We start from the raw sequence: 18622 nt of genomic DNA, 5'->3' as shown, positions 1-18622 counted from the left end.
CCTCATGTCAACCATGTTGACTTCAGGAATCGTCAGTTGGTGTCGGCGATCGCCTCCATCACGCCCATCCACGCAGCCGCACCTGTCGCTCCGACGCGATCGAACGCCTCGCGCAGCACCTTGCGCTCGTGGTCCGATGCGCGCTGCTCGATGCGCTGCCCCGCGGCCGTCAGGCGCAGCAGCTTCGAGCGATGCTGCTCGGGCGAGCGTTTTGAGGTCAGGAGCTTGCGCTCAAGCAACAAATTGAGCGGCCGGTTCAGGGCCTGCTTGGAAATGCCGAGGATCTCGATCAGCGAGCCGATCGCGATATCGGGCCGGCGCGCCACCACGTAGAGGATGCGATGGTGCGGGCGCGACAGTCCTTGCTTGGCGAGATATGCGTCGGCTTCGAGTGTCATGCCGCGCCAGCCGTAATACATGAGCTCCAGCGCCGCATCGAGTTCGCTCAGCTTCGCAAGTGAAGCGCGGTGAAGCCCCGCGGCTTGAGACGTCTTTGCCATTGCAGGAAGCTAACCCCTCGTCCGCAGCTCGCGCCGCAGCACCTTTCCGGTGGCGGTCATTGGAAGTGTCTCCGCGAACTCCACGAACCGTGGGTATTCGTGGGCGGCGAGTTGCACCTTGACGAACTCCTGGATCTCGCGCGCGAGTGCGTCGCTGGCGGCAAAGCCCGGGCGCAGCACGATCCAGGCCTTGATCGATTCAGTGCGGATCGGATCGGGAATGCCGACCACCGCCGCCATCGCCACCGCCGGGTGCTTCATCAGCGTGTGCTCGATTTCGGACGGGCCGACACGATAGCCGGCGGTGGTGATGACGTCGTCCTCGCGGCTGACGTACCAGAAGTAACCGTCCTCGTCCTGCACCCCGAGATCGCCGGTGAGCAGGAACTCGCCGGCATATTTCTTCGACGTTGCCTCCGGATTGCGCCAGTATTCGAGCATCGTGCAAGGACAGGGTTGGCGCACCCCGATGATGCCGCGCTGGCCACGTGGCTGCTCCTCGCCTCTGTCATTGACGATGCGGACGTCGAAACCCGGCGTCGCCTTGCCCATCGAACCGGGGCGGATCGGAAACAGATTCGCGTTGCTGCCGATCACGAGATTGCATTCGGTCTGGCCAAACACCTCGTGCGCGTCGACGCCGAAGGTCTCGCGCACCCAGCCGAGCAGCTCGCCGCCGAGGGACTCGCCGCCGGTAAAGATGCTGCGCAGCTTGATGCCGGAATGCGTCACGCCGGCCTGCCGCATCAGCTTCAGCGCGGTCGGCGGCAGGAACACATTACGCACGCCGAGATCGGCCATCATCTGCATCGCCGCTTGCGGCTCGAACTTTCGCGCGCGGTGACCGACCAGGGGAATGCCGTGGTACCAGAACGCGAACAGGCCGTTGATGAGGCCGCCGATCCAGGCCCAGTCCGCCGGCGTCCACATCAGATCGCCGGGGCGCGGCAGGAAGTTGTGGCACATCTCGACATTGGGGAGATGTCCGAGCACGACGCGGTGGGCGTGCAGCGCGCCCTTCGGATTGCCCGTCGTGCCCGAGGTGTAGATGATCAGCGCGGGATCGTCAGCAGACGTGTCCACCAGCCTGAAGTCGGGCGATGCAGCCTTGACCGAATTCCAGAACGATGTCGTACCCGCCGGCGTTCGTTCGCCAACGATGTAGACCTTCTTCAGCTCCGGCAGACGGTCGCGAATCTTCGAAAGCTTCTGCCAGCCACCCTCGTCGGTGACGATCGCCCTCGCTTGCGAGTTCGACAGGCGGAATTCCAGCGCGTCTTCGCCGAACAATGCGAACAGCGGAATGGAGATCATCGCCGAACGGAACGCGGCCATGTGCGCGATCGGCAGCTCCAGCGACTGCGACAGGAACACCGCGACGCGGTCGCCGCGGACAAGGCCATCCGCCCTCAGCACATTGGCGAAGCGGCGCGACATCTCCGCGACATCGTCGAAGGATGTGCGCGTGATGGCGCCGTTCTCATCGAGATAGACCAGCGCCAGCCGGCCGGTGCCGTCGGCGTGGCGATCGCAGCAGGCCTCCGCCAGGTTGAAGCGCGCCGGGATCTCCCAGCGGAAATTGCCGTAGAGTTCGTCATAGGTGCTGGCTTCGGTGAGCATGGTCGTTTCCCGGCAGCGTCGTCTGACCGGACTTGTCCCGGCCATCCACGTTCTTGTTTGACCTGAGTTTAAGGGCGCGGATGCCCGGGACAAGTCCGGGCCTGACGGAGAATGCGTCTCAGCGCACCGTCCGGAAGAACTTTCTGACCTCGCCGACATACAGCTCCGGCTGCTCGAATGCGGCGAAATGGCCGCCCTTCTCCATCTCGCTCCAATGCGTGATGTTGCGGAAGTTCGGCTCCATCCAGCGCCGCACCGGCGTGATGATCTCCCTGGGAAAGACAGCCACGCCCGTCGGCACCTTGACGACCGGCGTGGTCCGGCGCTTGCCAAAGCTTTCCCAATAGAGCCGCGCCGACGAGGTCGCGGTCTCCGTCGCCCAGTAGAGCATGACGTTGTCGAGCAGCTCGTCCTTGGTGAAGATGTTCTCGGGATGACCGTTGCAATCGGTCCAGGCCCAGAATTTTTCCAGAATCCAGGCCGCCTGCCCGCTCGCCGAATCCGTCAAGCCGTAGCCGAGTGTCTGCGGCCGCGTCGATTGCTGCTTCGAATAGCCGGAGTCGAGGTCGACGTAATGCTGGAGGCCGGCGAGCGCGCGCTTCTCTTCCGGCGTCGGTTCGCCCTCGACTTTCGGCGCGGCGTTGAAGGCGAGCGTGATGTGGATGCCGGCGCAATGCTCGGCGTCCTGCATGCCAAGCGAGGTCGTCACTGCCGAGCCCCAGTCGCCGCCCTGCGCGCCGTACCTGATATAGCCGAGCCGGTCCATCAGCTGGGCCCAGGTCGCGGCGATACGATCGACGCCCCAGCCGGTGGTCTTGGGTTTGCCGGAAAAGCCAAAGCCCGGCAGCGACGGGCAGACAACGTGGAAGGCATCGGCAGGATTGCCGCCATGCGCGACAGGATCGACCAAGGGCGCGATCACCTTCTGGAATTCGACGATCGAGCCGGGCCAGCCATGGGTGATGATCAGCGGCAGTGCCGACGGCTCCTTCGAGCGCGCATGCAGGAAGTGGATGTCGAGCCCGTCGATCTCGGTGGTGAACTGCTCGAAGCAGTTGAGTTTCGCTTCGCGCGCGCGCCAGTCGTAGCCATCAGCCCAATAGGTGCAGATTTCCTGGATCCATGCCAGCGGCGCGCCCTGGCTCCAATCATCGACCAGCTCCGCCTCCGGCCAGCGCGTGCGGGCGAGGCGCGACTTGAGGTCGGTGAGGACGTCGTCGCTGATGGCGATGCGGAACGGCTTGATGGCGGTCATGGGAGAGGCCCTGCTCATCGGAGGTTCTCGTCATGGCCGGGCTCGTCCCGGCCATCCACGTTCTTTCTCTCCATTTTGAAGAACGTGGATGCCCGGCACAAGGCCGGGCGTGACCAGGATGATAGTCTGTCAGCTCCTGGCAAACCTTCGGCGCGGCCGCCTAGCCCGTCAGAGCAGCCTTCACCAAACCAGAGGCCTTGCCGAAATCCATCTGGCCGGCGTACTTGGTCTTCAACACGGCGATCACCTTGCCCATGTCCTTCATGCCGGCGGCGCCGGTCTCGGCGATCGCGTCCGAGATCACCTTCTTGACGTCGTCATCCGACATCTGCTTCGGCAAGTACGCGGAGATCACCGCGATCTCGTCGCGCTCCTGCGCGGCGAGTTCGGCACGGCCGCCCTTCTCGTAGAGCTCAACCGATTCCTGGCGCTGCTTGATCATCTTCTGAAACACGCCGAGCAAGTCCGCGTCCGAGAGCGGCGGCTTGCCGTTGCCGCGCGCCTCGATGTCGGCGTTCTTGATGGTCGAGTTGACCATGCGCAGCGTGGACAGCTTGCGCTCTTCCTTGGCCTTCATGGCCTCCTTGACCGCATTGTTGATGTCGTCGCGCAGCATGATCGTGATCCCCTAGACTATCCGACGCCTGATCTAGGCCGTTCGCAGCCCGGAGACAACCGGGGTTCCCAGCCATTCGACCAGCGCCCGCACCGTCGCCGCAGGCTGCTCCGGTTGCGGCAGGTGTCCGCAATTCTCCAGAACGACGAGCCTTGCGCCGGCAATGCCCTCCGCCATCTCCTTCGAGAATGCGTTGGGAATCGTGTTGTCCTGATCGCCCGTCAGCACCAATGTCGGGCATTTGATCGTCGCAAGCGTCGGCCGTGAATCCACCCGCGCGATGATCGCGGTCTGCTGCCGCAGATAGCCTTCGACGCCGACGTCATCGCCCTGCTCGTGTACGAGCTGGCGAATGCCTGCATCGTCGCGGCGCGACGGATGCACCAGTTCGGGAAACATCTCCTCGCGCGCGGCACGCAGCTCCCCGCGCCGGGCCAGCTCCATCAGGCCGCGGCGGCGTGCGGTCGCCTCCTCCGTGTCGGGCCGCGCCTGAGTGTTGATCAGCGCGAGCCTGGCCACCCGCTCGGGCGCCTGGCGCATGATCTCGAGGGCGATGTAGCCGCCCATGGAATGGCCGGCGAGCGCGAAGCGCGGCGGCGCCTCGCTCAGCACCCGCCGGGCGATCGCCGCCATGCTGTCATCGCGAATATGGTTGGCGACCATCACCGGGCCGAACTGCCACAGCGACGGGATCACCGGTGCATAGATCCGGGCCGAGGAGGCTAATCCCGGAACCAGCAGAATCGGCGTCGTCTGGTCCATTATTGCCTCCCGAGCCCCGGAATTTGCCGGAAATTATGCTGCGGAGCTTAGGGGCCCAAGCCGACCTGTCAAATATGCAAAAACGCATGTGAATCGGCGCATCTCCGCTTTGACGGCAGCGCCCGCGGGGACTATGAACCGGGCTCATGACACAACATGATAACGATCACGCTTGGCCGGACCACAAACCGACCGCGCTGTTGGTGCTTGCCGACGGCACGGTGCTCGAAGGCTTTGGCCTCGGCGCCGAAGGCCAAGCCGTCGGCGAGGTCTGCTTCAACACCGCGATGACCGGCTATGAGGAGATCCTCACCGATCCCTCTTATGCCGGCCAGCTCATCACCTTCACCTTCCCGCATATCGGCAATGTCGGCACTAACGACGACGACATCGAGACGGTGAACATGGCCGCGACGCCCGGCGCGCGCGGCGTGATCCTGCGCACCGCGATCACCGATCCCTCGAACTATCGCGCCACCAAGCACCTCGACCAGTGGCTGAAGGCGCGCGGCATCATCGGCCTCTCCGGCATCGACACCCGCGCGCTGACCGCGCTGATCCGCAACAAGGGCATGCCCAACGCCGTAATCGCGCACGCCAGGGACGGCGAGTTCGACCTGCACGGCTTGAAGGAAGAAGCGCGCGAATGGCCCGGCCTCGAGGGCATGGACCTGGTGCCAATGGTCACCTCAGGCCAGCGCTTCACCTGGGACGAGACGCCCTGGCTCTGGGACAAGGGCTTTGGCCGCCAGGACAAGCCTGAGTTCAACGTGGTCGCCATCGATTACGGCATCAAGCGCAACATTCTGCGCCTGCTCGCCGGCGTCGGCTGCAAGGTAACGGTGGTGCCGGCAACGACGTCGTCCGAGGATATCCTGGCGATGAAGCCGGATGGCGTGTTCCTGTCGAACGGTCCCGGCGATCCGGCCGCGACCGGCAAATATGCCGTGCCCGTGATCCAGGACGTGATCAAGTCGGGCACGCCGACATTCGGAATTTGCCTTGGCCATCAGATGCTCGGCCTCGCCGTCGGCGCCAAGACCAAGAAGATGCACCAGGGCCATCACGGCGCCAATCATCCCGTGAAGGACGAGACCACCGGCAAGGTCGAGATCACCTCGATGAACCACGGCTTTGCCGTCGACGAGAGCACCCTGCCGACGGGCGCGACGCAGACCCACATCTCGCTGTTCGACGGCTCCAATTGCGGCATCCAGCTCGACGGCAAGCCGGTGTTCTCGGTGCAGTACCACCCCGAGGCCTCACCGGGTCCGCGCGACTCGCACTATCTGTTCCAGCGCTTTGCCGATCTGATGCGGCAGAACAAGAGCGTGTAGGGCGCGCGCTCTCCTGCAACTGCTTTGACGACATCGAGCCCGGGCCTTCGCCCGGGCTCTTGTCGTTCCGGGCGCAGCGCAGCGCGAATCCGGAATGACAGCGGAACGAGGAACGCCGCTTAACTCCCTTCGTTGATCACTGCTACGCTCACGCAGGAGCCTCTTATGTCTGTCGTCCGCGACAATGCCGAGCCGCTCGCCATCGTATTTGAGGATGACGGGCTCGTGCCCAACAATATCCTCCCCTTCCTGGTCTACCAGGCCGCGGTGAAGCTCGATTCCAGACAGCCGGAAGAGACGATCGAACGCTTGTTCGAAGCGAACGGCTGGGGCGGCACGTGGCGCAATGGCGTGTTCGATTATCTGCATTATCACGCAACGGTGCACGAGGTGCTCGGCGTTGCGCGTGGCAGCGCGCGCGTCCGCTTCGGCGGCGACCACGGCCAGGAGCTGGAGATCAAGGCCGGCGACGTCGCGATCCTGCCCGCCGGCACAGGTCACCAACGCAACAAGGCCAGCGCGGATTTCTGCGTGATCGGCGCCTATCCGCCGGGCGCGAAGATGGAGGTCACCCGCGCAACACCGGAGAACCACGCCAAGGCGCTGAAGACGATTCCAAACGTCGCGCGGCCGCCGGCCGATCCGGTGACGGGCAAGAACGGGGCGTTGATGCGGTTGTGGCGGTAGCTACAAAGACGGTGCAGTAGGGTGGGCAAAGCGAAGCCTGCCCACCAAACAGTTTGAACTGCGGAGAGATAGTGGGCACGGCGCGCGAAGAGCGCGCCTTTGGCCACCCTACGACAGTGTGCCCCTACGCCTCGTTCGCGCCTTCCTGTCTTGTGGCTTCGAACAGGAACCAGGTGCGGCGCTCGGTCTCGTCGATGAAGTTCTCGAGGATGCTGGCGCTGGCGACGTCGCCGGCGTCGTCGCAGACCTCGTGCGCCTTGCGCATTGCGGCGGCGACATGCTTGTTGTCCTGCATCAGCTCGCGCAGCATCTCGCGCGGCGGGACATAGTCTTCGTTGTTGTCCTTGATGGTCTGGAGCTTGGCGATCTGCCCGATCGATTTCAGCGTGGTGCCGCCGATCTTGCGGACGCGCTCGGCGAGCTGGTCGGTGGTGGCGAAGATCTGGTCGGACTGCTCGTCGAGCAGCAGATGATAGTCGCGGAAATGCCGGCCGCTGATGTGCCAGTGGAAATTCTTGGTCTTCAGATACAGCGCGAACGCGTCGGCCAGAAGCACGTTGAGTGCCTCCGAAACCTTGTTGACCGCCTGGGACGACAGATCGGTGGGCGTGTCGAGGTCGGGCGAGACCTTTTGTGGAGCTTTGCTCACGGGAAACCTTCCTGTTAGGACGCAGACATTGACGGCGCGCCGCCGCACCCCTAACGCAGGCGGGCAGCGCCGGTTCCTGCAACGGAACCGTTTGGCCGGGGCCCTCGACGACCATGGACGATTGGATCGATTATTACGACTCGACGCACACGATCTATGTCAGCAAGCTGCATCGCGACTTGCACTTCCAGATCATCGCGCGGGACATCATCGGCTACATCTCTTCGCCCGAGGCGACCGTGCTCGACTATGCCTGCGGCGAGGCGCTGTCGGCGAGCCAGGTCGCGGCGGCCTGCGGCAAGCTGATCCTCGCCGAGCCTGCGCCCGGCGTACGCGGCCGGTTGATCGCGCGGTTTGCCCCGAACACGAAAATCCGCGTCCGCTCGCTCGACGACGTCCGCAAGATGCAGGAGCAGTCGATCGATCTCGTCGTGATGAACTCGGTCGCGCAATACATGACGCCGGACGAGCTCGACGCCGCGCTCCTCAACTTCTCCCGTATCCTGAAGCCCTCGGGCAAGCTCGTGCTGGGCGATATCCTCCAGCCCAATGTCGGCATGTTCAGGGACGTTACGGCGCTGCTCAGCTTCGGCCTGCGTCACGGCTTTTTGAAAGATGCACTGATCGGGCTGATCAGCACCGCACTGTCGGATTACCGTCAGCTGCGAACGCGCATCGGGTTACAGCGCTACAGTGAGGAGGAGATCACCGCCACGCTCAAGGGAGTCGGCTTCGCGGTCCAGCGTGCTCACCGCAATATCGGCCACAATAGCTGGCGCATGACGTTCGTCGCGCGGCCGCCGCTGGTCCGTTGAGCTTGGTGGATCCGTTAAGCATAACGTCTGCCTGAGGTGGCTTGTCGCACCCCGATCGGTAATGATCGCCGCGGCCCGGTGGCGGAAGTGTCTACGCGAGGGCGATGCATCGCTCTTTATCCTGGTTCAAATCCAGGCCGGGTCTCCACGCTTCGCCCCTCACGGGGCTACGCGTGGCGCAGCCACGCGAGGCCCGAAGGGGGCTAAGCGTGTCCGGCGTAGCTGGAGCGAAGGGCAAGCGTAGAGGGACTGGCCGCCCAATCCTCAATCAGCCTCAACCACTTCACATTCCGACACAAGCCGCAGCCGGTCGGCATCTTTTGCCGCGGAGGTGATGACAGCATCGAGCAGGCCCGGAAAGCGTGCGTCCAGATCGTCGCGGCGCAGGCGCACGAAGCGGTTGGTGCCGGCGACGCGGGTCTGCATCAGGCCGCATTCGCGCAGCTTGGCGAAGTGATAGGCAAGATTCGACTTGCCGCTGAGCCCGTTGAAATCGCCACAGCACAGCTCGCCGCTGACACGTTCCTGCTGCGCGAGCTGGTACACGATCGCCAATCTGATCGGATCGCTCAGGCAATCCAGAACCATCGGCAGTTCGATCTGCTCGCGGGTGGGGTGGGGTGGGGTGCGGCTCATCGTCCGAAGAGCATAGCGAAATGACCTGGATGTTCAATAGTTCTTGAACCAATTGACTCCTGACCCGGTCCCATCAATAGTTCAATAAACGTTGAACATAGGGATTTCTCCGATGAGCGTATTCTGGTTGGCCTTGGGAGCCTTTGCGATCGGCACGGAAGGCTTTGTCATTGCTGGGCTTTTGCCGTCGATCGCCACGGACCTGGCGATTTCCGTCCCCGCCGCCGGGCAGTTGGTCACAGCCTACGCCCTCACCTATGCGGTCGGCTCGCCGATCTTGGCGGTGACACTGAACAATATCGACCGCCGCACCGTGCTGGCCTTGGCGCTATCGACCTTCATCGCCGGAAACCTCGCGGCGATGGTGGCGTCGAATTACGCCCTGCTGCTGGCCTCGCGCATGCTGATGGCGCTGGGCTCCGGGCTGTGCATGCCGACCGCGCTGGCCGTATCCGTGGCCGTCGCCGCGCCGGAGCGACGCGGCCGCGCGGTGGCGCTGGTTACCTCGGGCCTCACGGTTGCGACCGTCATCGGCGTTCCCCTCGGCAATCTCGTCGGCAGCCTGCTCGGCTGGCGCGCGACCTTTGCCATGGTCGCCCTGATCGGTGCCGTTGCGCTCGCCGGCCTCCTGCTCGGTCTGCCCCGCGGCCTGCCACGCAACACGGCCTCGCTCAGCGATCGGCTGGCAGTGGCGCGTCACCGCAATGTCCTGACGGCGCTTCTGATCACGATTTTATGGGCGCTCGGTGGCTTCACCGTCTTCACCTATTTCGCGGTCCCGCTGCGCGGCCTTGGATTCGATGCGTCGCAGATCAGCCTCGCGCTGCTGGTGTTCGGCGGCGCCGCCGCGATCGGGAACATGTTCGGTGGCGTCCTGGCCGACCGGCTCGGCACGCTCGCCACAGCAGGTCTCGGACTTGCCGGCATGGCCAGCGCGCTGATCCTGCATTCGCTGGTCCTGAAGCTGATGCCGGAACAGGCGCATTACGCGGTGCTAGGTGCGATCTTCCTCTGGGGCATCTCGGGATGGGCGTTCTACCCGGCCCAGGTCGCCAGCATCATCCGGATCGAGCCACAGGCCTCGATGATCGCGCTCTCGCTCAACGCCTCGGCCATGTATCTCGGCTTTGCGATCGGCGGTGCCTTGGGCGGCGCCGTGCTTGCGGCGTGGAGCCCCGCCGATCTCGGCTGGGTCGGCGGATTAAGCGTTTCGGCGGCTCTTCTGGTCCATCTCGCCCGCGGTTGGCAGGCCCGGCCAAAACCGGTCAAAATTGCCGGTTGATGGGCGTTTTTCGGGGTTTCGCCGCCCGGAAAACTGGTCTAAGACCCACCCCGCGCGCGAGGGGGGACCACCGCGCTCTCGGCCAAAGGGACGCGCAGCAGGCGCGCCCTTTTTTTGTGCCCAAATTCCACTTCGGCGAGAGTTGATGCCCAAACGTACAGACATCACCACCATCCTGATCATCGGCGCCGGTCCCATCGTGATCGGCCAGGCCTGCGAGTTCGACTATTCGGGCACCCAGGCGGTGAAGACGCTGAAGGAAGAGGGCTATCGCATCGTCCTCGTCAATTCCAATCCGGCCACCATCATGACCGATCCGGAATTGGCTGATGCGACCTATATCGAGCCGATCACGCCAGAGATCGTCGCGAAAATCATCGAGAAGGAACGTCACGTCATTCCCGGCGGCTTCGCGCTGCTGCCGACCATGGGCGGACAGACCGCGCTGAACTGCGCGCTGTCGCTGCGCCAGCAAGGCACGCTCGACAAGTTCGACGTCGAGATGATCGGGGCCACCGCGGACGCGATCGACAAGGCCGAGGACCGCCAGCTGTTCCGCGAGGCCATGACCAAGATCGGGCTCGAGACGCCTAAGTCGCGGCTCGCCAACGCCTCCGCCCTGAAGAAGTCGTTCCGCGACAAGTACCAGGCCGAACGCGCCAAGGCATCGGGCGCTGCACTCGAAGAACTCGAGCGGCAATGGACACTCGGCGAAAGCGACCGCCGCAAGCGCTACCAGGAATATGCGCTTGGCCAGGCGCTGATGGCGCTGTCCGAGATCGGCCTGCCCGCGATCATCCGCCCCTCCTTCACCATGGGCGGCACCGGCGGTGGCATTGCCTACAACAAGGAAGAGTTCCTCGACATCATCGAGCGCGGCCTGGATGCGTCTCCCACCAACGAAGTGCTGATCGAAGAATCCGTGCTCGGCTGGAAAGAGTACGAGATGGAGGTGGTGCGCGACAAGAACGACAATTGCATCATCGTCTGCTCGATCGAGAACCTCGATCCGATGGGCGTTCACACCGGCGATTCCATCACGGTGGCGCCGGCGCTGACGCTGACCGACAAGGAATACCAGATCATGCGCGACGCCTCGCTGGCGGTGCTGCGCGAGATCGGCGTCGAGACCGGCGGCTCCAACGTGCAGTTCGGCGTCAATCCCGAAGACGGCCGCATGGTCGTCATCGAGATGAACCCGCGCGTGTCGCGTTCCTCCGCCCTGGCTTCGAAAGCCACCGGCTTTCCGATCGCAAAGGTCGCCGCCAAGCTTGCGGTCGGCTACACGCTCGACGAAATCGCCAACGACATCACCGGCGGCGCCACGCCGGCCTCGTTCGAGCCGACGATCGACTATGTCGTCACCAAGGTGCCGCGTTTCGCTTTCGAGAAATTCCCCGGTGCCTCCACCACGCTGACTACGTCGATGAAGTCGGTCGGCGAAGTCATGGCGATCGGCCGCACCTTCCAGGAAAGCCTTCAGAAAGCATTGCGCGGGCTCGAGACCGGCCTCACCGGCCTCGACGAGATCGAGATCGAAGGTCTCGGTCGCGACGACGATAAGAATGCGATCCGCGCTGCGCTGGGCACGCCGACACCGAACCGGCTGCTCCAGGTCGGGCAGGCGATGCGGCTCGGCTGGTCGGACGAGGAGATCTTCAATTCCTGCAAGATCGATCCGTGGTTCCTCAGCGAGATGCGCGGCATCGTCGAGATGGAAGCGAAGGTCCGCAAGAACGGCCTGCCGGGCAACGCCTTCGGCATGCGCACGCTCAAGGCCATGGGCTTCTCCGATGCCCGGCTCGCGGTGATCGCAGAGACGACGGAGGCCGAGGTCACGGCGAAGCGACACGCGCTCGGCGTTCGCCCGGTCTACAAGCGCATCGACACCTGCGCGGCCGAGTTCGCTTCGCCCACCGCCTACATGTACTCGACCTATGAGGCGCCGTTCGCGGGCGCGCCTGCGGACGAGAGCTCGCCGTCCGACAAGAAGAAGGTCATCATCCTCGGCGGCGGACCGAACCGCATCGGCCAGGGCATCGAGTTCGACTATTGCTGCTGTCACGCCTGCTTCGCGCTGCACGACGCCGGCTACGAATCCATCATGGTGAACTGCAACCCGGAGACGGTGTCGACCGACTACGACACCGCCGACCGGCTCTATTTCGAGCCGCTCACCGCCGAGGACGTGCTGGAGATCATCGCGAAGGAACGCACGAACGGCACGCTGCACGGCGTGATCGTGCAGTTCGGCGGCCAGACCCCGCTCAAGCTCGCGCGCGCGCTGGAAGCCGCCGAAGTGCCGATCCTCGGCACCTCGCCCGACGCCATCGACCTTGCGGAAGACCGCGACCGCTTCAAGCGGGTGCTCGACAAGCTGCGGCTGAAGCAGCCCAAGAACGGCATCGCCTATTCGGTCGAGCAAGCGCGCCTGGTCGCAACCGATCTCGGGCTGCCCCTGGTGGTGCGCCCGTCCTACGTGCTCGGCGGCCGCGCGATGCAAATCATCCGCGAGGAAAACCAGCTCAGTGATTACCTGCTCGGCACGCTGCCGGAGCTGGTGCCGGGCGACGTCAAGGCGCGCTACCCGAACGACAAGACCGGCCAGATCAACACCGTGCTCGGCAAGAACCCACTGCTGTTCGACCGCTATCTGTCCGATGCGACCGAGATCGACGTCGACTGCCTCTGCGACGGCAAGGACACCTTCATCGTCGGCATCATGGAGCACATCGAGGAAGCCGGCATCCATTCCGGCGACAGCGCCTGCTCGCTGCCGCCGCACTCGCTGGACGACAAGATGATCGAGGAGCTGGAGCGGCAGACCCGCGAGCTGGCCCTCGGCCTCGACGTCGTCGGCCTGATGAATGTGCAATACGCCATCAAGGACGGCGAGATCTACGTGCTCGAAGTCAATCCGCGGGCCTCGCGCACGGTGCCCTTTGTCGCCAAGGTGGTCGGTACGCCGGTGGCGAAGATCGCGGCGCGCATCATGGCCGGCGAGAAGCTCGCCGATTTCAACCTGAAGAAGGCGAACCTCGATCATGTCGGCGTGAAGGAATCGGTGTTTCCGTTCGCCCGCTTCCCCGGGGTCGATACCGTGCTCGGCCCCGAGATGCGCTCGACCGGCGAGGTCATGGGCATCGACCGCTCCTTTGCGGTGGCGTTCGCCAAGAGCCAGCTCGGCGGCGGCACGCGGGTGCCGCGCAAGGGCACGGTGTTCGTTTCGGTTCGCGAGAGCGACAAGACGCGCATCACCGAGGCCGTTCGCGAGCTGCATTCGCTCGGCTTCAAGGTGCTGGCGACGTCGGGCACGGCCCGCTTCCTGACCGACCAGGGGATCCCGACCGAGAAGGTGAACAAGGTGCTGGAGGGCCGGCCGCACATCGTCGATGCCATCACCAATGGCGACGTCCAGCTCGTCTTCAACACCACCGAAGGCCCGCAGGCGCTCGCCGACAGCCGTTCTCTGCGGCGCGCGGCCCTCTTGCATAAAGTGCCGTATTACACCACTCTTTCCGGGGCCGTGGCGGCCGCGCAGGGCATCCGCGCCTATCTGGGCGGGGACCTTGAGGTTCGGACCCTGCAGAGCTACTTTTCGGAAACCTGATCGCGAGCGGAAGGCCCAACCTTCTGTTAGTGATTGGCGGTGAAGCCACTATGGCCGGAGGAACTGTCCGGCCATATGGTTGTTCTGTTCCGGTGCCAAGCCCATATGAACGTTCGGCGGCACGCGCGTTGAGCCCCCGGACAGACTGACGAATCAAGTTGCGTGCGCGCTGACTTTTCAGGGCGCGCGCGACCGAAGGACGAGAGAAGAGATGGAAAAGGTACCGATGACAGCGGGCGGCTTTGCCGCGCTCGGGGAAGAACTGAAGAAGCGCCAGTCGGAGGACCGTCCGCGGATCATCGAGCATATCGCCGAGGCGCGCTCGCACGGAGACCTTTCGGAGAACGCGGAATACCACGCCGCGAAGGAAGAGCAGTCCCACAATGAAGGCCGCATCGCCGAGCTCGAGGACAAGCTGGCGCGCGCCGACATCATCGACATCTCGAAGCTGTCCGGCGACACCATCAAGTTCGGCGCGACCGTGACACTGGTCGACGAGGACACCGAAAAGAAGACGGTGTGGCAGATCGTCGGCGAGGTCGAGGCCGACGCCAAGAAGGGCCGCATCTCCATCACCTCGCCGCTCGCGCGCGCGCTGATCGGCAAGAAGAAGGGCTCAACCGTCGAGGTCAACGCACCCGGCGGCGCCAAGGCTTATGAGATCACCAAGGTGGAGTGGCGGTAACGATTTGCCGTCGCGCGTGATTTGAAAAGGCCGCGCGATGCGCGGCCTTTTTATATCTAGTGTTGCCGAGGGGGTGCGGCTTACTCCACCTGGCTCCGCCTGCGGGGAGAGGACGAACTACCTTCTTCCTCTCACGTCGAGCGGCACGGCCGCCTCGTATTTCGAATTGTGCAGCACCAGCGAGGTCCGCACGTTGCGGACGTGCGGGGCGGCGGTCAGGTGGGTGACGAAATCCTGGAAGGTGGCCATGTCGGGTGCGACGCATTTCAGGATGAAATCGACTTCGCCCGACAGCATCCAGCACTCGCGCACCAGCGGCTCGGCGCGGACGAACTCCTCGAAGGCGCGCAAATCGGCCTCCGCCTGGCTGGAGAGGTGCACTGCGGCAAACACCGTGACGTCGAAGCCGAGCTTGCGTGCATCCAGAAGCCCGCGATAGCCGTGGATATACCCCTCCTCCTCCAGCGCCCGCACGCGGCGCAGGCAGGGCGGGGGCGAAATGCCGACGCGCTTGGCCAGCTCGACATTCGTGATTCGACCGTCGGCCTGAATCTCGGTGAGAATCTTCAGGTCGATCTCGTCTAGGTTCCGCGACACGTGATTGGAACTCCTGGTCTTGCGGCGGTATCGGTGGCTTTGTCGCAATCCTCATAGCCCAGACCGCACGACCGGCGCAATTTTATTGCGCGTGCAGCGCAATCGACTTTTGTTCCCTGTTGGAAAAATCCGCCGATAGGGAATGCAATTCTTGCATAGCTCACCAGAAGGCTTAGATTACCTCTGATATTTCAGCGCCTCCGCGAGGCCTCCCGGCACGTTCCGCGCCCGCGCTGCAGTCCCCCGTGAAAGGCATCTGTCGAAATGTCCGCCGCTGTCCATGCAAAGGTCGTCATCATCGGCTCCGGCCCCGCAGGCTACACGGCGGCGATCTACGCCGCGCGCGCGATGCTCGAGCCGATCCTGATCCAGGGCATCCAGGCAGGCGGCCAGCTCACCATCACCACCGAGGTCGAGAACTATCCCGGCTTCGCCGACGTGATCCAGGGCCCCTGGCTGATGGAGCAGATGGAGAAGCAGGCGCTGCATGTGGGCACCCAGATCAAGACCGATCTGGTGACGAAGCTCGACACCTCGCAGCGACCCTTTCGCCTCACCTGCGATAGCGGTGACGTCTATCTCGCCGACACCGTGATCCTCGCCACCGGCGCCCAGGCGCGCTGGCTCGGGCTGCCGTCCGAAGCGAAATTCCAGGGCGGCGGCGTGTCGGCCTGTGCCACCTGTGACGGCTTCTTCTACCGCAACAAGCAAGTCGTGGTGGTCGGCGGCGGCAATACCGCGGTCGAAGAAGCCCTGTATCTCACCAACCATGCCTCGCAGGTCACCATCGTGCATCGTCGCGATCACTTCCGCGCCGAACGCATCCTGCAGGAGCGTCTGTTCAAGCACCCGAAGATCAAGGTGGTCTGGGACTCAGCCGTCGACGAGATCTGCGGCACCGAGAACCCGAACAAGGTCACCCATGTGCGACTCAAGAACGTCAAGTCCGGCGCGTTGACCGATGTGCCGACCGACGGCGTCTTCATCGCCATCGGGCATGCCCCGGCGACCGAGCTCGTGGCTGGGCAGGTCAAGCTGAAACCGTCGGGCTATGTCGAGGTCGCCCCGAACTCGACCGCGACCTCGGTCCCCGGCCTGTTCGCCGCCGGCGACGTCGCCGACGAGACCTATCGTCAAGCGGTCACGGCGGCCGGCCTCGGCTGCATGGCGGCGCTCGAGGCGGAACGATTTTTGGCCCTGCGCGCCAGCGAGCGCGCGGCAGCGGAATAGACATCATGGCAAGAACACGCGACGGATTTACGGATATGGACTGGGACAAGCTGAAGGTGTTTCACGCCGCGGCGGAAGCGGGCAGCTTCACGCACGCGGGCGAGCAGCTCGGCCTGTCGCAATCGGCGGTGTCACGCCAGGTCTCGGCACTGGAGCAGGAGCTCTCGGTCTCGCTGTTCCACCGCCACGCCCGCGGCCTGATCCTCACCGAACAGGGCGACCTCCTGTTCCGCACCGCCCATGACGTCTTCATGCAGCTGCAGGCGGCGCGCGCGAAACTGACCGACAGCCGCGAGCGGCCGAGCGGCGATCTCAAGATCACCACCACGCCCGGCGTCGGCATCAACTGGCTGATCCCCAGGCTCGGCGAATTCACCGCGCTCTATCCGGAAATCCGGATCTCGCTGATCGTCACCGACGAGGAGCTCGACCTGTCGATGCGGGAGGCCGACGTCGCGATCCGCACCCGCAAGCCGACGCAGCCGGATCTCATTCAGCGCAAGCTGTTCGCGATGGGCTTCCACGCCTATTGCTCGCCTGATTACATCAAGCGCTTCGGCACGCCGCGCACGCTGGAGGAGCTCGACTCCCACCGCATCATCACGCTCTCTGACGGCAACTTCGCCCCGCATCTTCAGAACCGCAACTGGCTGGTCGAAGCGGGGCGCAACGGCTCGGGTCCGCGCGAAGCCTATTTCAGGGTCAACAACATTCTCGGCCTCGTCCGCGCCTGTCAGCAGGGCCTCGGCATCGCGGCGCTGCCGGACTATCTGATCGAAGAACAGAGCCGCCTCGTGCAGCTGTTCGGCGAATCGGATTCGATCCAGCTCGATACGTATTTTGTTTATCCGGAAGAGCTGAAGACGGTCGCGCGCGTGCAAGTGTTCCGCGACTTCGTGGTGAGCAAAGCGCAGCGCTGGCCGTCCTGATTTCCGCATGTCTGACATGCGGCTTGGACGCTTGATGCATGGCGCGAGGCTAGCCCATAATGTTTCTACGCTGAGCCTTCGCGTTGCGCATTTGTCCCCCTCCTCCAGTGGCGCGGGAGTTCAGTAATCCCTCTTGGAAGGTGATTGTGTCGGCCTCACGTGGCCAATACCTTAAGCCGGGCTCGATCGAGCCCGGCTTTTTTTTGGCAAATCCGGCCATCGCCCTCCGCGTGTATTGACAGTTCCATGCTTACCCCGCATCATTTGCGAATGATCACGAAGTCGTGCGCAATCTCCTCGCAGGCAGTCGCCTCGAAAAAAGGCCCCCATCTGGGGACCTCGGATTTTTGCGCGCGCTAACAGCCTTCGTCATCGCGAGCCGAAACTTCGAAAACCCCGCCGCCTGGACGGGGTTTTTTCATGTGCCCCGTCTCAGGATTTTTCCCGAGAAGGAGATGGAACATGACCGGACTACAGGAACAATTGCACGGGCTCTGGCTGCCGCTGATAACGCCGTTTCGCGACGGCGCTCTCGACGAGAGGTCGCTGCGCCGGCTGACACGGCATTACAGCGGGCAGGCCGTCGACGGCTTCATCCTGGGGGCGACCTCCGGTGAAGGCATGACGCTGCGCGAAGCCGAACTCGAACGCCTCGTCGCCATCGTGCGCGACGAGCTGACCACCGCCCACAGCAAGCTTCCGATCTGCCTCGGACTTTCAGGCGCGGACACCTCGCGGCTGAAGGAGCGTCTCGACGAGACCGCGGACTGGCCGATCGACGGTTATCTGATCGCGAGCCCGTATTATGTGCGGCCGTCGCAGCGGGGGCTGCTGGCGCATTTCGAGGCGCTCGCCGATCACGCCGCCTGGCCGTTCGCGCTCTACAACATTCCCTATCGCACCTCGGTCAACATCACCAACCAGACGCTGCTGCGGCTCGCCGGGCATCCGAGCATCATCGGCCTGAAGGATTGCGGCGCGAGCCGCGAGCAATCCATCGCGCTGCTGCGCGACCGCCCTGCGGACTTTCGCGTGCTGACCGGCGAGGATGCGAATTATTTCGAGGCGCTCAGCGACGGCGCCGATGGCGGCATCGTGCTGTCAGCCCATCTCGAGACCGCGACGTTCGCGGCTGTCCATGCCGAGCTGAAGCGCGGCAATCACGATGCAGCGCTGGCGCGCTGGCAGGAGGTCGCGGACCTGACGCGCCTGTTGTTCACCGAGCCCAGTCCCGCCCCGGCAAAATACTGGCTGTGGCGCGCGGGCCTGATCGACAGCCCCGAAGTGCGCCTGCCGATGGTCGAGATCGGCAGCGAACTCGCCGTGCAGCTCGATTGCGAGATCGAACGGCGGATGCAAGTCGCGGCTTAGATGCTTCACCTCTCCCGGCAGGCTTCCCTTCTCTCTTGCGG

At 64.1% G+C, this 18622-nt stretch carries 17 protein-coding genes; 9 read left to right on the top strand and 8 right to left on the bottom strand.

The window, feature by feature from the left end; translation table 11 throughout:
- Nucleotides 1-32: 32 nt before the first annotated feature.
- From IVB19_RS05710 to IVB19_RS05690, 5 genes are all read right to left on the bottom strand, one after another.
- On the bottom strand, nt 33-500 hold the full coding sequence (locus tag IVB19_RS05710; protein WP_018453600.1) for a MarR family winged helix-turn-helix transcriptional regulator: 468 nt from the start codon (nt 498-500) through the stop codon (nt 33-35).
- Between the two features lie 9 nt (nt 501-509).
- On the bottom strand, nt 510-2120 hold the full coding sequence (locus IVB19_RS05705; protein WP_247821064.1) for an acyl-CoA synthetase: 1611 nt from the start codon (nt 2118-2120) through the stop codon (nt 510-512).
- 118 nt (nt 2121-2238) lie between these two features.
- On the bottom strand, nt 2239-3375 hold the full coding sequence (locus tag IVB19_RS05700; protein WP_247296249.1) for an epoxide hydrolase family protein: 1137 nt from the start codon (nt 3373-3375) through the stop codon (nt 2239-2241).
- A gap of 160 nt (nt 3376-3535) precedes the next feature.
- On the bottom strand, nt 3536-3991 hold the full coding sequence (locus tag IVB19_RS05695) for a GatB/YqeY domain-containing protein (protein WP_018453597.1): 456 nt from the start codon (nt 3989-3991) through the stop codon (nt 3536-3538).
- 33 nt (nt 3992-4024) lie between these two features.
- A complete protein-coding gene (locus IVB19_RS05690) occupies nt 4025-4753 on the bottom strand; it encodes an alpha/beta fold hydrolase (protein WP_204512331.1) in 729 nt (242 codons plus the stop codon).
- Between the two features lie 146 nt (nt 4754-4899).
- Here IVB19_RS05690 and carA point away from each other — a divergent pair, with 146 nt between their 5' ends.
- Both carA and IVB19_RS05680 read left to right on the top strand, forming a co-directional pair.
- A complete protein-coding gene (gene carA / locus IVB19_RS05685) occupies nt 4900-6090 on the top strand; it encodes a glutamine-hydrolyzing carbamoyl-phosphate synthase small subunit (RefSeq protein ID WP_026232561.1) in 1191 nt (396 codons plus the stop codon).
- Nucleotides 6091-6255: 165 nt separating this feature from the next.
- The gene (locus IVB19_RS05680; protein WP_247821063.1) at nt 6256-6777 is read left to right on the top strand and encodes a hypothetical protein; all 522 of its coding nucleotides are present in this window, start codon (nt 6256-6258) and stop codon (nt 6775-6777) included.
- A 124-nt stretch (nt 6778-6901) separates the two neighbouring features.
- Here the strand turns inward: IVB19_RS05680 and IVB19_RS05675 are convergent, their stop codons facing one another.
- Nucleotides 6902-7426, bottom strand: coding sequence for a Dps family protein (locus IVB19_RS05675; RefSeq protein WP_007596666.1), 525 nt, complete (start codon nt 7424-7426; stop codon nt 6902-6904).
- A 113-nt stretch (nt 7427-7539) separates the two neighbouring features.
- Here IVB19_RS05675 and IVB19_RS05670 point away from each other — a divergent pair, with 113 nt between their 5' ends.
- Nucleotides 7540-8241, top strand: coding sequence for a class I SAM-dependent methyltransferase (locus tag IVB19_RS05670; RefSeq protein ID WP_247296182.1), 702 nt, complete (start codon nt 7540-7542; stop codon nt 8239-8241).
- A gap of 264 nt (nt 8242-8505) precedes the next feature.
- Here the strand turns inward: IVB19_RS05670 and IVB19_RS05665 are convergent, their stop codons facing one another.
- Nucleotides 8506-8877 (bottom strand): ArsR/SmtB family transcription factor, encoded by a 372-nt coding sequence (locus IVB19_RS05665; protein WP_247296184.1) that lies wholly within the window; start codon nt 8875-8877, stop codon nt 8506-8508.
- Nucleotides 8878-8989: 112 nt separating this feature from the next.
- On the opposite strand from IVB19_RS05665, the gene IVB19_RS05660 reads away from it, so the two are divergent.
- From IVB19_RS05660 to greA, 3 genes are all read left to right on the top strand, one after another.
- Nucleotides 8990-10159, top strand: coding sequence for an MFS transporter (locus IVB19_RS05660; RefSeq protein WP_247296186.1), 1170 nt, complete (start codon nt 8990-8992; stop codon nt 10157-10159).
- A gap of 145 nt (nt 10160-10304) precedes the next feature.
- A complete protein-coding gene (carB, locus tag IVB19_RS05655) occupies nt 10305-13769 on the top strand; it encodes a carbamoyl-phosphate synthase large subunit (RefSeq protein WP_085348771.1) in 3465 nt (1154 codons plus the stop codon).
- Nucleotides 13770-13980: 211 nt separating this feature from the next.
- Nucleotides 13981-14454 carry a transcription elongation factor GreA gene (greA, locus tag IVB19_RS05650; protein WP_007596674.1) on the top strand — a complete coding sequence of 158 codons (474 nt, stop codon included), beginning with the start codon at nt 13981-13983 and terminating at the stop codon, nt 14452-14454.
- A 117-nt stretch (nt 14455-14571) separates the two neighbouring features.
- Here greA and IVB19_RS05645 read toward each other — a convergent pair whose 3' ends face one another.
- Nucleotides 14572-15051: an Lrp/AsnC family transcriptional regulator gene (locus tag IVB19_RS05645; protein ID WP_007596676.1), complete on the bottom strand. Its 480-nt coding sequence runs from the start codon at nt 15049-15051 to the stop codon at nt 14572-14574.
- Nucleotides 15052-15315: 264 nt separating this feature from the next.
- Between IVB19_RS05645 and trxB the strand changes: the two genes are divergently transcribed.
- The 3 genes from trxB (at nt 15316) to IVB19_RS05630 (ending at nt 18581) form a co-directional block, all read left to right on the top strand.
- On the top strand, nt 15316-16281 hold the full coding sequence (gene trxB, locus IVB19_RS05640) for a thioredoxin-disulfide reductase (protein WP_247296188.1): 966 nt from the start codon (nt 15316-15318) through the stop codon (nt 16279-16281).
- Between the two features lie 5 nt (nt 16282-16286).
- Nucleotides 16287-17210 (top strand): LysR family transcriptional regulator, encoded by a 924-nt coding sequence (locus tag IVB19_RS05635; protein ID WP_007614700.1) that lies wholly within the window; start codon nt 16287-16289, stop codon nt 17208-17210.
- 462 nt (nt 17211-17672) lie between these two features.
- Entirely contained in the window at nt 17673-18581 is a 909-nt protein-coding gene (locus IVB19_RS05630; RefSeq protein WP_247296191.1) for a 4-hydroxy-tetrahydrodipicolinate synthase family protein, read from the top strand.
- Nucleotides 18582-18622: the final 41 nt, after the last annotated feature.

The organism is Bradyrhizobium sp. 187 (assembly GCF_023101005.1).
GTDB classification, from domain to species: Bacteria; Pseudomonadota; Alphaproteobacteria; order Rhizobiales; family Xanthobacteraceae; genus Bradyrhizobium; species Bradyrhizobium canariense_D.
This window is presented reverse-complemented; position numbering and strand designations above follow the sequence as displayed.